Consider the following 18,900-nt stretch of genomic DNA (forward strand, 5'->3'; position numbering starts at 1 on the left):
GTGAGGAAAATGGAGCAAGTAAAAACAACTGAATTTGCACTATGCCCCAAGTTTGAAAAGGCCTTTGCGATTCTAGGAAAGAAATGGAATGGTTTGATCATTGACGTGCTATTAGAAAATGGCCCTCAACGATTTGGTGAACTGCGCCAAAAGATTCCTGAATTAAGTGATCGCGTGTTAGTCGAAAGACTAAAAGAGCTTGAAGCAGAAGGTGTTGTTGCAAAAGCTGTTCGTTGTGACGAAAGCAGTCGCTTAGAATATTTCCTTACAAATAAAGGTAAGGATCTGCAGCAAGCGATGGAAAAAATTCAAGAATGGGCAGAAAAATGGGTCACTGCTGAAGAATGCAGTTGACCAAACACCAAACTTCTTGTAAACTATACTCAATTGAATAAAAAAATGTCGATGGAAAAGAGTAGTTTTCACTGGTACGTTCAAGGGAAAATCTGTCATAGACTGAAAGCAGATTACGTTATCGAAAAATGAAGTTCACTTCCGGAGTTTGTCTGCTCCATAAAAGCAGGCCGGTGAAAGCCGTTATTAAAATTGAGTGCATGACTATTTGTCATGAAGTAGGATGGTAACACGATAGCTCGTTCCTTATTAGGAGCGGGCTATCGTTTTTTGTTTTACCGATAGATGAAAATGTGAACATTAAACAAAAGAAAGGGATAGAAAAAAATGACATTGAAAGCTCAGTTAGAAGCATTAAGAGATGAAACATTGACTAAGATCCAGCAAGTGGATGACCTTAATGCACTAAATCAAATCAGAGTAGAAACATTAGGGAAAAAAGGGCCCATCACAGAAGTGTTGAGAGGCATGAAAGATTTATCTGCAGAAGAACGTCCGATCGTGGGGAGTTTTGCAAATGAAATCCGAGATTTATTGACAGAAGCACTGGAAAAACGTAAAGAAATTTTGGAACAATCAGCTTTGAATGCTGCATTAGAGCAAGAAACGATTGACGTTACACTTTCAGGAAAACAAATGACTCATGGCACACGCCATGTCTTATCTCAAGTAATGGAAGAAATCGAAGATATTTTTGTCGGCATGGGCTATCAAGTTGTTGAGGGATATGAAGTCGAGTCAGATCATTACAATTTTGAACGGATGAATTTACCGAAAGACCATCCGGCGCGTGATATGCAGGATACGTTTTACATTACAGATGAAACATTGATCCGCACACATACTTCTCCAGTTCAAGCACGTACAATGGAAAAACACGATTTTTCTAAAGGTGCACTTCGCATGATCTCTCCTGGGAAAGTTTTCCGTAGAGATACAGATGATGCGACTCATAGTCATCAATTCCATCAAATAGAAGGTTTAGTAATCGATAAAAATGTTACAATGGGTGATCTTAAAGGAACGCTAGAAGTGGTGATGAAAAAAATGTTTGGTGAAGATCGCAGCATTCGTCTGCGTCCAAGCTATTTCCCGTTTACAGAACCGTCTGTTGAAGTGGATGTCAGCTGCTTCAAATGTGGCGGAGCAGGCTGTAATGTGTGTAAACATACTGGCTGGATCGAAATTTTAGGTGCAGGTATGGTCCATCCTGATGTACTGAAAATGTCCGGCATCGATCCAACTGAATATACAGGCTTTGCCTTTGGCTTAGGTCCTGATAGGGTTGCTATGCTGCGTTATGGTGTCAATGATATTCGGAATTTCTATCAAAATGATTTACGTTTCTTAAATCAGTTCAAGGTAAAGGAGTAGTCGACAATGTTAGTTTCTTATAAATGGTTAAGTGAGTATTTAGATCTTTCTAAAATTTCTGCTAAAGAAGTATCTGATAAAATGTCTGTGACAGGGATCGAAGTCGAAGGTGTGGAAGTACCTGAAGATGGATTGAAAAAAATTGTTGTGGGCGAGGTCAAAGAATGCATTCCTCATCCCAATTCAGATCATTTATCGATTTGCCAAGTGGACATCGGCGAAGAAGAATTGTCTCAGATCGTCTGCGGTGCGCCAAATGTTAAAGCTGGGATCAAAGTGATCGTGGCTCTGCCTGGTTCTCGTATTACAGGAAATCAAAAAATCAAAAAAGGAAAAATGCGTGGAGAGGTTTCAAATGGAATGATTTGTTCTCTTCAAGAATTGGGTTATTCAGATAATGTTATTCCTAAAGCTTATTCGGATGGAATTTATTATCTGCCTGATGAGGCTGTGAATGGGACAGATGTGTTTCCTTATTTAGATATGGATGATCATATCATCGAATTATCGATTACACCAAATCGTGCTGATGCGCTGAGTATGCGCGGTGTAGCTTATGAAGTTGGCGCGATTTATCGTCAGACACCTTCTTTCAATGACGAACCCTTGATGGAAGATATGAGCGAAACAGCCTCTGATTACATTGATGTTGAAGTAATGGATACAAAAGATGCACCAGCGTATCAAATCAGAATCATCAAAGATGTAAAAATTGCAGAAAGTCCACTCTGGCTGCAAAATCGTTTAATGAATGAAGGAATCCGTCCAATCAATAATGTCGTTGATGTAACGAACTATATTTTATTGCTTTTTGGTCAACCATTACATGCGTTTGATTATGATAAATTAAATAGCAAGAAGATCCTTGTTAGAAGAGCAAATAAAGGGGAAGAGCTAGTCACCTTAGACGGTGAAAAAAGAGAGCTATCAAGCGAGAATATCGTTATCACAAATGGTGACGTTCCGGTTGCTCTTGCTGGTGTTATGGGCGGAGCAGATTCAGAAATCACAGATGGGACAACAACTGTAGCGTTAGAGTCTGCCTTGTTTGATTCATTATCTATCCGCAGAACATCCAAAGAATTCAATTTACGCAGCGAATCTTCCAGTCGTTTTGAAAAAGGAATCAATCAAGCAACGGTTGGAGAAGCGGGAGATGTGGCTGCTGCAATGATTGCAAAACTTGCAGGCGGAACTGTTGTTTCAGGAAAGAGTGTGGGTTCAAAAGTCACTCTTGAGGAAGTAAACGTTAGCGTGACGATCGATCGTATCAATGAATATCTTGGAACGACTTTAGATGAAGCAATCATCAGCGAAATTTTTGAAGCATTAGGATTTAACTATTCATTCAATAATGGAGAATATACAGTGACTGTACCTCCAAGACGTTGGGATATTTCAATTGAAGCGGATTTGATCGAAGAAGTGGCTAGAATTTACGGCTATGACAATTTACCTTCGACATTACCAAAAGGAGAAACAGTTGCTGGAAGCTTAACTGATAGTCAACAGCTAGTCCGTAAAATAAAAGGGCTATTGGAAGGCAGCGGACTTAGTGAAGCGATTAGCTATGCATTGACAACAGAAGAAAAATCTAGTCAATTTATGATGAGAGCAAGCGAAGCAACAAAACTTCAATGGCCAATGAGTGAGGAGCGTTCTACGTTAAGAATGAACCTGATTTCAGGTTTATTGGATGACGTTCTTTATAACACGGCGCGTAAGAACTCAAATGTTGGCTTATATGAAATCGGACGAGTTTTTTATAAAAACGAAGATGAAGCTCAAGAATTACCCTATGAAGAAAATCATTTAGCAGTAGCTATTTCGGGAAATCAAATGATAAAAGATTGGCAAACGAAAGAAACACCTGTTGATTTTTATACAGTTAAAGGAATTTTAGAAGGTATGTTTGATTCGATCGGACTAAAAGATGTCGTGACGTATGAAGCGGTCAATGACTACGCTGAAATGCATCCAGGAAGAACAGCGTTAGTAAAAATCGATGAGAAGGTCATTGGCTTTGTTGGACAAGTTCATCCAACAATTGCAAAAGAATACGATATTCCAGAAACCTATGTTGCGGAATTGAACTTACAAGCGATCGTTGAAGTAAGCGGACATTCGTTTGTCTACCAACAAGTTACAAAATTCCCAGCGATTTCTAGGGATATTGCACTTTTAGTAGATGAAACTGTCACAAATCAAGCATTAGTTGAAACAATTACAATGAATGCTGGAAAATACTTGCAATCTGTTCATTTGTTCGATGTATATCAAGGCGCGAACATTGCAGACGGGAAAAAATCAATGGCTTACAGCCTGACATTTGTTAACTCAGAAGCAACGTTAGTAGATGAAGAAATCAACCAATCGCTAACAAAAGTGGAAAAAGCATTAGTTGAACAATTTGATGTAAGCATTAGATAAGTTAAAAAGGAGCCTCATACAAAACTTTTTTAGTTTTGTATGAGGCTCCTTTTCTATAAAAGATGCTAAAAAAATTAGCTTCTTCGGTAATTTTGCACCAACTAATTGAACTCAGGTGATTTTTGTTTTAGACCCAGTTTCGAGACAACCATCTTGAAAACTGAGAAATAGAAAAGTTAATAACAAAATACATCAAGGCAACGAGACCGTATATCATAAAGACCTGCTCTGTCTGAGCATAGCGTCCCATCAAAATATAAGACTTGCCAAACAATTCTTGCAAAGCAATAACTGAATACAAGAAACTTGTATCTTTGATCACTGTAACGAACTGAGATACGATTGCCGGCAGGACATTTCGAATCGCCTGAGGTAAGACGATATACAAAATGATTTGAAAATTGCTGAATCCCTGCGAGCGTGCCGCTTCTTTTTGTCCTTTGTCAACACCATTTAAGCCACCGCGGATAATTTCAGCTAAAGCAGCTGTAGTGAAAACAGTGAAGCTGACGATTCCAGCTGGCGTTGATTTGATCTTGAAGATCAAAAATATTACATAAATCCATAGTAAATTAGGAATATTGCGGACGATCTCGATGTAGAGACTGGCCAAAAACTTTAAAGGTCCTTTTTTCTGATTTCGAAGTACAGCTAAAATAGTACCAAAAATCGTACTTAAAACGATCGAAATAAAAGAAATATAAAGAGTGAGCTTCAATCCATCGAATAAAAAGCGCAAATTATTCCCCGTCAAAAGTTGACTCATTTGTTCTGAAAAAGACATTTATGCACTCTCCTATCTGGTATAAGCTTTCTTATTATTTTCTTCTAATCTTCGTGCTAGTTTAGCTAACGGGAAGCACAGAATGAAATATAAAAACCCTGCTAAAGCAAAAGCTGGAATATAATTCAAGTTGATAGAAGACCAACTATTTGCCGTGAACATGACATCTGCTCCCGAAATGATAGCGACCGTCGATGTATTTTTGATCAAGTTTACCACTTGATTTGTTAATGGCGGCAGCATGATCCGCCAAGCTTGTGGTAAAACAACGTAACGCATCGTTTCGCCATAGGAAAATCCCTGGGAATAAGCTGCTTCAAATTGTCCTTTCGGAACTGCACCGATCCCTGAGCGAACAACTTCAGAGATATAAGCGCCATGATATAAACCAACACATAGAATGGCAATAAATGTTGTCGGAAAGGTCAAAGCAGGGCTGATCAAAGGAAATCCATAATAAACAACGATAAATTGAATCAATAATGGTGTATTCTGAAAAAACTCAACATAAATTCTACTGATTATTTTTGGTAGTTTATTATGCATTGAAGATAAACTGCCAAAAATAATGCCGAGAATCATTGCAACGATCAGAGAGCCGACGGCCAGAAGAATTGTATAAAGAAAGGCGTCGCCAAACAGTTTCCAGTCCTTAAGCAAAGCTTCCCAACGGAAAAGAGCAAAAGGGCTGGCATTTAATATAATCAACATCTAATTCCCTCCCAAGTCCAGAAAAACTAAATAAAATCGACTGGGATTTAGTTTAGATTCCATGTTTTGTAGATTTTATCTAATGTTCCGTCTTTTTCCCATTTTTCGATCGATTCATTCAAGAAGTCATTTAACTCAGTATTCGACTTTTTAGTCGCAATCCCATATTCTTGTGGTGAGAATCCATCCTTGAGAATTTCAGTATTATCATCCACATAGCCGGTCAAAATAGATTTGTCGACAGAAAAAGCGTCGATACGTTTTGACGTTAATGCAGTTTTTAATTCTGGATAAGAACCTAGCTCTTGATATTTAAATGTGACACCTAATTCTTTTGCTTGCTTCTCGATCGCATCTTTTGTTGTCGAAGATTGAACAACGCCGATCGTTTTTCCATCAAGACTTTTAGTATCTGTAAATTTATCTGCTTTTCTTACAAGGAAGCCTACTTCATCTTTATAGTAAGGGGTAGTGAAGTTATAAGTTTCTTTTCGCTCATCGGTAATCGTAAAGGTTGCGATGACCATATCTAACTCACCGTTATCCAAAAGAGGACCACGAGTTTTAGCTGTTACACCGACAAATTCAACATTATCTTCGCTGCCAGTCAACTCTTTTGCAAGCAAACGGGCAATATCTGGTTCCATTCCTTCGTTTTTATTCGTATCAGGATTCATATAACCGAAATTAGGTACATCTTCTTTTACACCGACTTTGATAACACCTGCATCTTTTATTTTCTGAAGATCTGTCGTTTTACCTGATGAATCAGCTGACTTTGTATCATCTCCACTGCTGCAGCCTACAACTAAACCAAGCAATAAAGTAAGGGAAAGAGCACCTACAATTTTTTTCATCTTTTTCATATTCAATTCCTCCTATTTTTATCATTAATTATGAATGATTTTGCTTAAAAATTCTTTTGCACGTTCGTTTTGTGTATTTGTAAAGAAATGTTCAGGAGTCCCAGTCTCAATAATTTGACCGTCATCCATAAAAATCACTTTATCGGCTACTTGACGGGCAAATCCCATTTCATGAGTAACGCAGATCATTGTAATATTTTGTTTAGACAAATCGATCATTACATCTAATACTTCTTGAATCATTTCAGGATCAAGCGCTGATGTTGGTTCGTCAAAAAGAATGATCTCCGGATGCATATTCAATGCCCGAGCAATGGCGACCCGTTGTTGCTGTCCGCCTGAAAGTTGCGAAGGGTAAGCATTTGCTTTGTCTGCAAGTCCGACTCTTTCTAAATATTCCATACCAGTTTTGGTTGCTTCTTCTTTGCTGACACCTTTTACTTTGATAGGGGCTAGGGTCAAGTTTTGAATAATTGTCTTATGAGCGTAAAGATTGAAGTTCTGAAAGACCATCGCTACTTTTTGGCGAACTTCCTGCACAGGGGCTTTTGGTTCCGTTATATCGATCCCATCAACGAAAATATGTCCATCACTAACTTTTTCCAAACGGTTGATACAGCGAATCAAAGTGCTTTTTCCCGAACCAGAAGGTCCGATTATAACAATTTTTTCCCCTTCGTTGACATTTAAAGAAACATCTTTCAAAACGTGATGTTCTCCAAAAAACTTATTTACATGCTCCAACGAAATCATAGCAAATCTCCTTTATGTATAGATTTATCACATGAATATCAAAAGATTATGAGTGAATAGGACAAAAGAATAGTGCAAGAAAAAAGAAAAAGTATTACCTTCAATGAAATGATACAAAATAGAATTTTGTAAAAAAACGTTTTATCGTCTTTAGTTGATAGAGGTATCGTTTTTTTACTCCGAAAGAATATTCTTTTTCTAAGCACATTTATCTTTTTAATCTAATCTAATAATCATAATTCTATTCGTTTGTTAATGTTAGAAATTATAACATATGAAAAAAGAGATTGCTAGTTTTTTTTGTTAATGGATAACAAACAATAAAAAAACATCAAGAAGAATGGTATAATAGAGGAGCTTTGATAATTAAACTTGAAATAAAACATTAAAAAGTAGAAAATAAAAATGTTGAAATATACTGTAAAGGTTTGATCAATTTGAATAATCGTGGAGCGATAGGTTTTATGGATTCCGGAGTCGGAGGACTTACGGTTGTTAAGGAAGCGTTAAAGCAACTTCCCAATGAGCAGTTGATTTATTTAGGTGATACAGCACGTTGCCCTTATGGCCCTAGACCAGCCGAACAAGTTATCCAGTTTTCCTGGGAAATGACTGATTTTCTATTAGATAAAAACATAAAAATGCTAGTGATAGCTTGTAATACTGCAACTGCTGTAGCATTGGAGTCTATCAAGGCACAATTAGATATTCCTGTAGTTGGCGTGATTCTTCCAGGTACTAGAGCGGCATTGAAAGCAACAAAAAATAATCGAGTTGGAGTGATCGGAACAGCTGGTACGATCAAAAGTGGTGCGTATGAATACGCATTGAAAGGAAAAGCGCCAAAAACATTTGTTAGTAGTTTAGCTTGTCCTAAGTTTGTTCCGATCGTTGAAAGTAATGAAACACATTCTTCGGTTGCTAAGAAGGTAGTATCAGAAACATTGCATCCATTGTTGCTTAAAAAGCTGGATACATTGATTTTGGGATGTACGCATTACCCGTTGTTGCGTCCGTTGATCCAAAATGTGATGGGCAATCAAGTAAAGCTGATTGACTCAGGTGCTGAGACAGTGGGAGAAGTTAGTATGCTTTTAGATTATTTTGACCTTGCTAATACACCATCATCAGAAAAGGCACCTCATGAATTTTATACGACAGGTTCCGCTAAAATGTTCAAAGAAATTGCGGATGAATGGTTAGGTTTAGAAGGTCTTACTGTAAAACAGATTCGATTAGGGGGAAAGTTAAAGAATGAATAGACATGATGGTAGACAAGCAAAAGAATTGAGAAAGATCATCATTGAGACGAATGTCTATAAACATCCGGAAGGTTCCGTAGTCATTTCATTTGGTGATACAAAAGTCATCTGCTCAGCAACGGTGGAAGAAAAGGTTCCACCATTTTTAAGAAATCAGGGAACGGGTTGGGTCACAGCGGAGTATAGTATGCTGCCGCGTGCAACCGACACCCGAAATATTCGTGAAAGCGCCAAAGGAAAATTGACGGGCAGAACAATGGAAATCCAAAGACTGATTGGCCGCTCTTTACGTGCGGTGGTCGATCTGGCTAAACTTGGAGAACGAAGTATCATCGTTGACTGTGATGTAATACAAGCAGATGGAGGGACACGTACGGCAAGTATTACAGGAGCATTTGTAGCAATGAAGTTAGCAGTAGACAAACTGATGAAAAATGGAGAATTAAAAGAAGATCCGATCAAAGAATACTTGGCAGCTGTCAGCGCGGGAATTTTAGAGGATGGTTATTGTGTCTTGGATCTAGATTATGAAGAAGACTCTGCAACTGCTGTTGATATGAATCTAGTGATGACAGAATCAGGAAATTTCGTGGAGCTCCAAGGGACGGGAGAGGAATCCACTTTTTCGGGAGATGAGCTGAATGCATTGCTTTTTTATGGAAAAACGGGAATCGAAGAGCTGATTGCGTATCAAAAAGAAGCACTTTTAGCACCCGATCTACAGAACCATTCTGTAGAGGAAAATACGATCGTTATTGCAACTAGAAACCCTGGAAAAGCAAAGGAATTTACGAAAATTTTTGCAGAAAAAGGCTATCAGGTAAAAACGTTATTAGATTATCCAGAGCTTCCTGATGTGGAAGAGACTGGAAAGACATTTGAAGAAAACGCACGTTTAAAGGCGGAAACGATTGCTGAACTTTTACAACAGCCGGTCTTGGCTGATGATTCTGGTTTGATCGTTGATGCATTAGGCGGACGACCAGGGATTTTTTCTGCAAGATTTGCAGGTGAACCAACGAACAACGCTGCGAACAATGCAAAATTACTTCATGAAATGACAGGGATACCGCCAGAAAAAAGAACGGCAACATTTCATTGTACCCTTGTTTTTGCAGCGCCACATAAGGAAAGTTTAGTGGTTGAAGGTGATTGGGCAGGTATTGTTGGTACGATTCCAAGAGGTGAGCACGGCTTTGGGTATGATCCATTATTTTTCATAGCCGAAGAACAAAAAACTGCCGCAGAATTGTCTGATGAACGCAAAAATGAGATCAGCCATAGAGCTAAAGCAGTCGCAAAATTAAAAGATCAATGGGAAGATTGGTTGAAAAAGTAGGAGGAAATCAATGAAATATTTAGTAGTGAGTGACAATCATGGAGACCGTGATGTTTTAGTGGATTTGGTTGAAACCTATCGCGGCAAAGTCGATCGAATGTTCCATTGCGGTGATTCAGAACTTGAACCAACCGATTCCTTATGGCAGGATTTTAAAGTTGTGAAGGGGAATTGCGACTATGATCCGGCATTTCCTGAGAAAATTGTTGAAAAAACTGAAATGGACACGATTTTTATGACACATGGGCATCTGGCAAACGTTCGTTATGATTTAACGACGCTTTCTTTGCAAGCATCACAGGCTTCTGCCAATATCGCACTATTTGGTCATACACATGAAATCGGCTGTGAAGTGCGGGCCAATATTTTATACCTGAATCCCGGAAGTATTCGGCTGCCCAGAGGACCGATCCAATTACAATCATATGCGATCATTGAAAGTACAGAAGATAAATACCATGTTCAATATTTTGGACGGGATCATCAGCCATTTAAAGAGCTATCGTTTAATTTTAGCAAATATTGATCATCTAACAGTAAGGTGTTGAACAATCGATTTGTTTTCACCTTGCTTTTTTAAAAGTGAAGAAATTGTGTTCAAAGCTTAATTTTTTTTAAGAGTTATGAAAAAAGTTTGAATTTCAAGACATTTGCATCCGTTTTCGGTAAAATAGAGTTTGTGGCAAAGAAAATGAAATGGAGGCACTCCAATGATTGGATCTGCTGTAAAAGAATTATTATTAGAAAAAGAAGATACATTTTTAATACCTGCGGAAAACGTTGCAAACGTAATGTGTTTGAATCCGCTTAGTCATGCATTATTGGTTTTATCACAAGTAAAGTATTCAAAAATTCCTGTTTTGGATAAAGGGGACCGATTTGTCGGATTGATCAGTTTATCAGATGTTGTAGATAAAATGTTTGATATCAGCTCGGTTGATTTTGATAAATTGAAAGAATTTACAGTTGCAGATGTGATGGAGGTCAATGTTCCTGTGATCGGTGAAAATTGGGAGCTGGAGGATATCCTGCATTTGTTAGTAGATGCAGCATTTTTACCTGTTGTTGATGATAATCAACGATTCAAAGGAATCATTACGCGCAAAGAGCTACTTAAAGCAATCAATCATATGGCTCACGAATTAGAGCGAAAAAATATCATTTTACCAAAATCAGAAGAGGATCATCGAGAAATAAAAGTTGTTTGATTTTTTTCGTTTTTCTGTTAAGCTAAAAATCTGTAAAATGATTATTTTACTGTAAAGTTTGAAGGGAGTTATTTAATGGACGCATATGAAATTATCAATTATATTGGCAATGCCAAAAAGAAAACGCCTGTCAAGGTGACATTGAAAGGAAAGCTAAAAGAAGTTACGTTTCCAGAAACGATCCAAGCTTTTACGAATTGCAAAACAGGAACGTTATTTGGAGAATGGGAAGATATTAAGGCTTTTCTAAGTGAAAATGAAGCAGCAATCGAGGATTACGTTGTTGAAAATGATGCTCGAAATTCAGCGATCCCGATGCTTGATATTAAAGAAATCAACGCACGTATTGAACCGGGAGCGATTATTCGTGATCAAGTGGAGATCGGGGATCAAGCGGTCATTATGATGGGTGCTATTATTAATATTGGGGCGGTGATCGGTGAATCCTCAATGATCGATATGGGTGCAATTTTAGGTGGAAGAGCAACCGTAGGTAAGAATTGTCATATTGGCGCTGGAACAGTACTGGCTGGTGTTGTTGAACCGCCAAGTGCTCAACCTGTCGTAATTGAGGACAATGTCTTGATCGGAGCAAATGCCGTTGTTTTGGAAGGCGTTAGAGTAGGTGAAGGAGCAGTGGTTGCCGCTGGTGCAATTGTGGTCGATGATGTTGCGCCCTACACAGTTGTTGCGGGAGTTCCTGCTAGAAAAATCAAAGATATCGATGCTAAAACCAAGAGTAAAACAACGATGCTTGATGAATTGAGAAAACTTTGATCTTCCACATTAAATGATAACGAGATATGAAATAAAGAATAGGTGGGACGCTTAGGCTGTCTCATCTATTTTTTTAAGCTTTCAAATATGTAAGAAAACTGTTCGTTTATTCGCTTTTTGAATTGTCATTAAACATCTATAATCATTATTAGATAGATTGTAGGAGGAATTATGATGATGAAGAACAAAAAAGTAAAATGGGTTATCGGCGGCGTTATTCTTAGTTTAGGGATCGGAGGATATTTTTTCCTATCTTCTTCAAATAAAAATAGTGAACCGAGTTATAGTGCATTTAAGTTGGAGCCGCTAGATCCTCTTGTACTAAAAGGAGAAATCAACGCTACTCAAAGCGAAGATATTTTTTATGATCAAACTTTAGGAACGATCGCATCGATCTCAGTCAAAAATGAACAAGAAGTCAAAGCTGGAGAAGTAGTGCTGAACTATCAAAATAGTGATGCTCAGACTCGGGCAGATCAACAACAGCGAACAGTAAACAAAAGTAGTTTGACAGCACAACAAGCTGCCCAAAACTTAACGAATGCACAAACGAAATACAATGAGGCACAAGCAGCTTTAAACCAAAGTAAAGCAGATGTGGATCGTGAAACCGATCCAGAAATAAAAGAAACACTAAAAAGCAAGGTAGAGCAGCAACAAACTGAATTGACTGCTACTAATAGTGAAGTGATTCAAGCTCAGCAGGCATTAGAATTAGCAAATACTGATGTGAATGACGAATCAGCAGCACTGGAAACAGAGCAAGGAAAAATCGTGACGACGGTCCAAGCTACCCAAGATGGAATTGCGATCGTGAATGAAGCTGGGAAAAAGTCATTAGATATTCCTTTGGTAAGAGTTTTGAGCAAATCAAAACAAATTAAAGGAACTGTAACAGAGTATGATCTTTCAAAATTAAAAACAGGTCAAGAAGTTAGCGTCACTTCTATCGGTTCAAACCAAGAAGTTTCAGGGAAAGTCGGAACAATCAACCAGTTACCTAAAACAAGTGCTGGCGGAGAAAGCGAGATCCCGACCTATGAGTTTACTGTAGAAGGTGATTTTCCTTGGCCTTATGGTTCTTCAGCCCAAGTTTCTTTGCAGCAGCCTCAATTGATTTTACCTCAAAGTGCAATCGTGACCGAAGGCAAGCAAACCTTCGTTTATATCTACAAAAATGGCCGAGCTAAAAAAACTGAGGTGAAACTTTCTGACAGCAATAATGCTAAAGTTGTAGAATCCGGTGTTTCAAAAGGAATGACGATCATTGATAATCCTGATGAATCATTAAAAAACGATGCAGAAGTGCAGGTGGCCGAAAATGATTAAACTGGAACATATAAACAAGTATTACTCACTGGAAGAAGAACAACTTCATGTGCTGAAAGATATCAACTTTGAAATCAATGAAAAGGAATTTGTGGCAGTCATGGGACCGTCTGGTTCCGGTAAATCAACCTTGATCAATTTGATCGGTTTTATTGATAAGAAATTTGAAGGGAAATATCTTTTTGAAGGAAAAGAAATCACTGATTTTTCAGATAAAGATCTTTCTGCGATTCGAAATCGTTCTGTCGGTTTTGTTTTCCAGAATTTCAGCTTGATCGAAAATAATACGGTTTTTGAAAATATTGAATTACCACTGCTTTATAATGGATCAGCTTATGAGAATACCAAAGAGAGAGTTCAGGAAGTTCTTGAAAAAGTAGGCTTGCCGGATAAGGGCAATAAATATCCGAAACAGCTTTCCGGTGGTCAGCAGCAACGTGTGGCGATTGCTAGAGCAATCGTCAATTCCCCTAAATTTATTATTGCAGATGAACCAACAGGCGCATTAGATTCAAAGACCTCAGAAGACATTATGCAGTTATTTCAGGAATTAAATCGTAAAGAAGGCGCAACGATCATTTTAGTTACGCATAATCCAGAAATGGTTTTTTACTGCAATCGCTTGATCCGCGTAAAAGACGGCATGATCTTGGAAGAGGAGCTGATTAAATGAAAAGTCATGTTCTCTGGAAGACAGCACTAAAGTCTATTTTAAAAAATAAAAAACGTAGCTTTCTGACGATGTTCGGCATAATCATCGGTATTGCATCAGTAATTACGATCGTGTCGATCGGTAATGGGTTTAAACGAGATATGATCGATAAAATGTCAATGACTAACACTAACGAAAACGTCAACAATTTAACGTTTAATTATTATGATGTTGCTAATGCATTTACTGAAAATGAAGTTTTTAAAAAAAGTGATTTAGATTTAATAAAAAATGTAAAAGGCGTTAAGAAAGTAGATTTTTACGAGCCAAAGAAAAAAATGACTGAACGTCAAGTGGAAATTCATATCAGAGAAAAGAAGCTGACAAAAACAGTTGAACGTGTAGAACAAACAACTCTTCAATTATTAAAAGGCCGTCAACTTGAACCTAAAGACAGCGAAACGTTAAACAAAGTCGTTGTGATCGATGAGATCTTAGCACAAAAATTATATGGTGACCCTGAGCAAGCATTGGGTAAAGGGTTTGAAGTTGGCAGTGAATTATTTACGATCGTCGGTATTAATGCTAATAAAAATGGCACGTTATCGATGGAAAATCAAGCACCTTTGGCTTATTTTCCGATAAACAGTTATGATCGTTACTTTAAGAAAAAGGAAAGTCAATCAATTTTAAATTTAGAAGTAGAAAATGTACGAGATAAGGAACGAATCACTGCAGAAGTATTGAAGCAGTTGAATTTTAATGGTAGTTTGCGTAATGTTGGAGAATATGAACAGTATAACCCTAAATCAGATATTGCTGAAATGGGTAAGATTTTAGATAACTTAACGTTGTTTATCTCTGCAGTTGCTGGAATTTCATTGTTTATTGCAGGCGTGGGTGTGATGAACATGATGTACATTTCTGTTTCTGAACGAACAAAAGAAATCGGTATTCGTCGTGCGTTAGGAGCAACAGAAAAAGATATTCGCAAACAATTTTTGGCAGAAGGCCTGACGTTGACTTTACTTGGCGGTTTGATCGGCTATCTTCTTGGTATGGTTTTAGGGCTTTTGACCTCTCTATTTTTACCGTTTGCGGTTCGCCCAGATTTGTTTACAATCTCCTTAGCAGTAGGAATTTCAGCTTTGATTGGGATCGCATTTAGTTATATGCCTGCATCAGCAGCTTCTAAAAAGGATCTAATCGATATTATGAAATAGTTGCTAGCGAAGTAAGACGAAACAGAGATTTTGTTTGGTCTTACTTTTTCATTTTCTCAACAATCAATGTTAGAGTAATTGAACGATTGACAGATTCTTTTTTTTGTTGAACAATAAGTCTTATGAAATAGAAAAGAGGCAGATAAATAGTGATTAATGATCGATTGATAGAGATTCGTAGACAATTGCATCAAATACCTGAGATTGGCTTGGAAGAAATTGAAACACAAAAAAAACTATTGACGTTGATCCGTCAAATTGAGAAGGACTATATAGAAGTAAAGGTTTGGCAGACAGGTATTTTAGTTTTTATCCATGGGAAAAGCCCTAAAAAAACAATCGGTTGGCGGACAGATATCGATGGTTTACCCATTACTGAAGAGGTTACTTCTGATTTTGAATCGGTGCGAGAGGGATTCATGCATGCCTGCGGGCATGATTTTCATATGACGATTGCTTTAGGTCTATTGGAACAGTTAGCAAAAGAGCAACCTGAAAATAATTATTTATTCCTTTTCCAACCTGCTGAAGAAAATGAAGCAGGAGGAATGCTGATGTATGACGGAGGTGCCTTTGGAGAATGGTTGCCTGATGAATTTTATGGATTGCATGTCAATCCTGATCTGCCGGTAGGAACGATCACAACCAAAGTGGGAACGTTGTTTGCTGCAACGTGTGAGGTACAAGTTACATTGGTTGGCAAAGGCGGACATGCAGCGTTTCCTCAAGATTCCAATGATATGATCATTGCTGGTATGAGTTTTGTGCAGCAAGCTCAGACGATTGTCAGCCGCAATGTTAATCCGGTAGAAGGAGCAGTTGTGACTTTTGGGACGTTCAATGCAGGAAGTGCTACAAACGTGATCGCTGGAAAAGCAACGATTTCTGGAACGATTCGAACACTTACAGATGAGATGAATCAATTGACTCAAAAAAGAATCCGGGAAATTGGAGAGGGAATTGCAAAATCATTTAATTGCGAGGTAGATGTTTTTCTAGATCAAAAAGGGTATGTTCCTGTTATCAATGATCAAGTGACAACAGAGCGTTTTATGCGTTTTATGGAACAAGAAGAAGAGGTTTCGTTTTATGAAGCGGGAGTAGCGATGACAGGTGAAGACTTTGGGTATTTATTATCGAAGGTTCCGGGAACAATGTTTTGGTTAGGTGTAGACAGTGCTTATGGATTGCATTCAGCTAAATTCGATCCGAAAGAAGAAGCGATTCCTTTCGCAGTCAAGCATATTTCTGCATTTTTAAAATCATTAGATAAATAAAAAAGTGACTAGGACATAACTCTACGAGTTACGGACTAGTCACTTTAAAACGAATAAACGGCAAAACGAAAACATCTATTTTAAAGTAATCGGTGTATTTGGTATGGAGAAATTCGCTTCTGACAATTTTTTGACGTACTGTGCCAAAAATTCTTCTCGGATCACTGCTTGTTTTCCATTTAACACATACATCGTCGTCCGAATAGCAAAGTTTCCGTTGCCTAAATCAACCATTCCGAAAACCGTTGGTCCAGACTGGATACTTTCGGAATATTTTTCTTTAAGCTCCTGATTTACCTGTTCGATGACTGCAACGATCTGGTCATATCCTTCATCAGGAATAATCCGCACATCGATCAACACCTGCATATTAGAGCGTGAAAGGTTACTGATAGTTGTAATATTACGATTGGGGATAAAATGGACAGTTCCGTCAAGGGCCTTCATTTGAATCGTTCTAAGACCGACAGAAGTCACAGTTCCTTCAATGCCTAAGGCAGTCAGACGAACATAATCACCAACATCCATTTGTTGTTCTAAAATAATGAAAAAGCCGGTAATGATATCATTCATAAATCCTTGCGCGCCTAAACCAATTGCTACACCTGCGATCCCAGCACCAGCAAGTAAGGACCCTACAGGAACACCGACAGTTGTCAATAAAGAATAAATAAAGAAGAAAAATAATGTATACTGAAACGCATTGATGATCAATGTATGCAAAGTTTTTAGACGACTTTCGCTAAAAGATTGCTTTTTGCTATAGTTGTTATATGCTCGATCGATCAATAGTTTTCCAATACGATTTAAAACGATAAAAAGTAAAATCAATAAAACTAAATAGATCGTTTTTTCAATCACAACAGCTAAAATGTGATCCCAATTGATATCGTTCCAAAAACGCTGTAGAGCATTGACTTTTCGTTCAGTGGCTACTTTTATATCAAGCGTAGAATCTGCCGTGCTGTCTAATGTACTGCTGGAAATAGATTGTCCCAAAATAAGCAATAATAACCCAACTTTCTTTGACTTTTTTGAAGGGAGAAAGCATTCCTCTCCCATTTGTACTCTTCATATTATACTTGAAATTGAAAAAAGATGTCATTATTTCTGTAAAAAGGTTAACAAAGTGATTGGGAATATGTTACAATATTCTGAAAATAAGGAGTGATTGCATGACATTAGATTGGGATAATTTAGGCTTCGACTATATAAAAACACCTTTTCGTTATATATCGATGTGGAAAGATGGTCAGTGGGATGAAGGGAAACTGACTGAAGATAATGTTCTTCATTTACATGAAGGCTCTGCAGCCCTCCATTATGGACAGCAATGTTTTGAAGGGCTTAAAGCTTATCGGTGCAAAGATGGTTCTATCAATTTATTTAGAGTAGATGAGAACTCAAAGCGTATGAACCGCAGTGCCAAAAGACTATTGATGGCTGAAGTTCCAGAAGAAAAATTTATTCAAGCAGTTGAAGAGGTAGTAAAGGCAAATGAAGCTTTCGTTCCACCTTATGGAAGTGGTGGAACCCTCTATATCCGTCCGCTATTGATCGGAGTAGGGCAAGGGATCGGAGTTCATCCAGCCCCTGAATATTTGTTTACTGTGTTTTGTATGCCAGTTGGTGCTTACTTTAAAGGCGGCTTAGTACCGACTAATTTTGTGGTTTCAGAATATGATCGTGCGGCACCTCATGGCACAGGAGCGATCAAAGTTGGAGGAAATTATGCTGCAAGCTTACTTCCAGGTGAAGAAGCAAAAGAGCGAAGTTTTTCAGATTGTATCTACCTTGATCCGGCGACACATACAAAGATCGAAGAGGTAGGTTCAGCTAATTTCTTTGGAATCACAAAAGACGATCGTTTCGTTACACCATTGTCTCCATCTATTTTACCGAGTATCACAAAGTATTCACTTTTGCATCTTGCCGAGCACAATTTGGGCTTAGAAGCGGTAGAAGAAGATGTTTATCTTGATTCGCTGGATCAATATAAAGAAGCCGGAGCTTGCGGAACTGCTGCTGTCATTTCACCGATCGGCGGGATCCAAGTTGGAGATGATTTTCATGTGTTTTACAGTGAAAATGAAGTTGGTCCAGTCACTCAAAGATTATATGATGAGCTTACAGGCATTCAATTTGGTGATATTCCAGGACCATCAGGCTGGATCAGAAATATCAGCGTATAGAACTTTACAATAAAATCTTGAGAGCTCACTTGTTAAAAGTAACTTTCGAGATTTTTTGTTTCTTTAAAAGACTTAGCTTAGATACAGAAAATAAAAAAAAGGCAGGTTGTCATGGATGCTACTTTGCGATTAATAAGTATTCATCAGATTGAGAAACTTGCAGTTCCCAAAATAGAATGATCAAGGTGTGATCAATAATGGAGAGTCTATGTATAAGCTGATTTGAAGCTCTTTTTTAACTTGTTCACTCTTTTATAAAAGGTATCGATTTAGGAAAACATAACTTTTTATAAAATGAGTTGTTTTTCATCTGGATACTTTAGGAGTATAATAAAGTAAGAAAAAATTTTATATGGAAAGGAATGACCG

18 protein-coding genes and 1 other annotated feature are annotated in these 18,900 nt (G+C 37.8%); of the genes, 13 read left to right on the forward strand and 5 right to left on the reverse strand.

Going from position 1 to position 18,900, the window contains the following annotated elements; genetic code table 11:
* The first annotated feature begins 9 nt into the window (after positions 1-9).
* From IGI58_RS15850 to pheT, 3 genes are all read left to right on the forward strand, one after another.
* Complete coding sequence (locus tag IGI58_RS15850; protein ID WP_429952621.1) at positions 10-354, forward strand: winged helix-turn-helix transcriptional regulator; 345 nt, start codon at positions 10-12, stop codon at positions 352-354.
* Between the two features lie 39 nt (positions 355-393).
* Positions 394-604, forward strand: a binding site (T-box leader).
* A 77-nt stretch (positions 605-681) separates the two neighbouring features.
* Positions 682-1,728 carry a phenylalanine--tRNA ligase subunit alpha gene (gene pheS, locus IGI58_RS15855; protein ID WP_429952620.1) on the forward strand — a complete coding sequence of 349 codons (1,047 nt, stop codon included), beginning with the start codon at positions 682-684 and terminating at the stop codon, positions 1,726-1,728.
* 6 nt (positions 1,729-1,734) lie between these two features.
* Positions 1,735-4,158, forward strand: coding sequence for a phenylalanine--tRNA ligase subunit beta (pheT, locus tag IGI58_RS15860; RefSeq protein ID WP_429952619.1), 2,424 nt, complete (start codon positions 1,735-1,737; stop codon positions 4,156-4,158).
* Positions 4,159-4,285: 127 nt separating this feature from the next.
* On the opposite strand, the gene IGI58_RS15865 is transcribed toward pheT, so the two are convergent.
* Genes IGI58_RS15865 through IGI58_RS15880 form a run of 4 tightly spaced genes read right to left on the reverse strand, consistent with a single transcriptional unit; the run spans position 4,286 to position 7,272 of the window.
* Positions 4,286-4,924 (reverse strand): amino acid ABC transporter permease, encoded by a 639-nt coding sequence (locus IGI58_RS15865; protein ID WP_176372800.1) that lies wholly within the window; start codon positions 4,922-4,924, stop codon positions 4,286-4,288.
* 30 nt (positions 4,925-4,954) lie between these two features.
* Positions 4,955-5,653: an amino acid ABC transporter permease gene (locus IGI58_RS15870; RefSeq protein ID WP_087640164.1), complete on the reverse strand. Its 699-nt coding sequence runs from the start codon at positions 5,651-5,653 to the stop codon at positions 4,955-4,957.
* A gap of 47 nt (positions 5,654-5,700) precedes the next feature.
* Entirely contained in the window at positions 5,701-6,519 is an 819-nt protein-coding gene (locus IGI58_RS15875) for a transporter substrate-binding domain-containing protein (protein ID WP_087640163.1), read from the reverse strand.
* Positions 6,520-6,543: 24 nt separating this feature from the next.
* A complete protein-coding gene (locus IGI58_RS15880; protein ID WP_087640162.1) occupies positions 6,544-7,272 on the reverse strand; it encodes an amino acid ABC transporter ATP-binding protein in 729 nt (242 codons plus the stop codon).
* Between the two features lie 437 nt (positions 7,273-7,709).
* Between IGI58_RS15880 and racE the strand changes: the two genes are divergently transcribed.
* The 9 genes from racE to IGI58_RS15925 all read left to right on the forward strand — a co-directional run bounded on the left by racE (position 7,710) and on the right by IGI58_RS15925 (position 16,339).
* A complete protein-coding gene (racE, locus tag IGI58_RS15885) occupies positions 7,710-8,534 on the forward strand; it encodes a glutamate racemase (protein WP_087640161.1) in 825 nt (274 codons plus the stop codon).
* Positions 8,527-9,873 carry a ribonuclease PH gene (gene rph, locus IGI58_RS15890; protein ID WP_429952618.1) on the forward strand — a complete coding sequence of 449 codons (1,347 nt, stop codon included), beginning with the start codon at positions 8,527-8,529 and terminating at the stop codon, positions 9,871-9,873. The genes racE and rph overlap by 8 nt, the downstream gene beginning before the upstream one ends.
* A gap of 10 nt (positions 9,874-9,883) precedes the next feature.
* Entirely contained in the window at positions 9,884-10,399 is a 516-nt protein-coding gene (locus tag IGI58_RS15895; RefSeq protein WP_429952617.1) for a metallophosphoesterase, read from the forward strand.
* 184 nt (positions 10,400-10,583) lie between these two features.
* Positions 10,584-11,081: a cyclic-di-AMP-binding protein CbpB gene (cbpB, locus tag IGI58_RS15900; protein WP_225533908.1), complete on the forward strand. Its 498-nt coding sequence runs from the start codon at positions 10,584-10,586 to the stop codon at positions 11,079-11,081.
* A gap of 75 nt (positions 11,082-11,156) precedes the next feature.
* Complete coding sequence (dapD, locus tag IGI58_RS15905; protein ID WP_087640157.1) at positions 11,157-11,858, forward strand: 2,3,4,5-tetrahydropyridine-2,6-dicarboxylate N-acetyltransferase; 702 nt, start codon at positions 11,157-11,159, stop codon at positions 11,856-11,858.
* A 174-nt stretch (positions 11,859-12,032) separates the two neighbouring features.
* Positions 12,033-13,187 carry an efflux RND transporter periplasmic adaptor subunit gene (locus IGI58_RS15910; RefSeq protein ID WP_429952616.1) on the forward strand — a complete coding sequence of 385 codons (1,155 nt, stop codon included), beginning with the start codon at positions 12,033-12,035 and terminating at the stop codon, positions 13,185-13,187.
* The gene (locus IGI58_RS15915) at positions 13,180-13,860 is read left to right on the forward strand and encodes an ABC transporter ATP-binding protein (RefSeq protein ID WP_429952615.1); all 681 of its coding nucleotides are present in this window, start codon (positions 13,180-13,182) and stop codon (positions 13,858-13,860) included. Before IGI58_RS15910 ends, IGI58_RS15915 begins: the two co-directional genes overlap by 8 nt.
* On the forward strand, positions 13,857-15,062 hold the full coding sequence (locus IGI58_RS15920) for an ABC transporter permease (protein WP_429952614.1): 1,206 nt from the start codon (positions 13,857-13,859) through the stop codon (positions 15,060-15,062). The genes IGI58_RS15915 and IGI58_RS15920 overlap by 4 nt, the downstream gene beginning before the upstream one ends.
* 149 nt (positions 15,063-15,211) lie before the next feature.
* Positions 15,212-16,339 carry an N-acetyldiaminopimelate deacetylase gene (locus IGI58_RS15925; RefSeq protein ID WP_429952613.1) on the forward strand — a complete coding sequence of 376 codons (1,128 nt, stop codon included), beginning with the start codon at positions 15,212-15,214 and terminating at the stop codon, positions 16,337-16,339.
* Between the two features lie 75 nt (positions 16,340-16,414).
* Here IGI58_RS15925 and IGI58_RS15930 read toward each other — a convergent pair whose 3' ends face one another.
* Positions 16,415-17,347 (reverse strand): mechanosensitive ion channel family protein, encoded by a 933-nt coding sequence (locus IGI58_RS15930; protein ID WP_225534143.1) that lies wholly within the window; start codon positions 17,345-17,347, stop codon positions 16,415-16,417.
* A 167-nt stretch (positions 17,348-17,514) separates the two neighbouring features.
* Here IGI58_RS15930 and IGI58_RS15935 point away from each other — a divergent pair, with 167 nt between their 5' ends.
* Positions 17,515-18,531: a branched-chain amino acid aminotransferase gene (locus tag IGI58_RS15935; RefSeq protein ID WP_087640153.1), complete on the forward strand. Its 1,017-nt coding sequence runs from the start codon at positions 17,515-17,517 to the stop codon at positions 18,529-18,531.
* Positions 18,532-18,900 lie beyond the last annotated feature (369 nt).

Origin of the sequence: Enterococcus sp. AZ020 (genome assembly GCF_050499205.1) — a bacterium.
Taxonomy (GTDB): Bacteria; Bacillota; Bacilli; order Lactobacillales; family Enterococcaceae; genus Enterococcus_L; species Enterococcus_L dunnyi.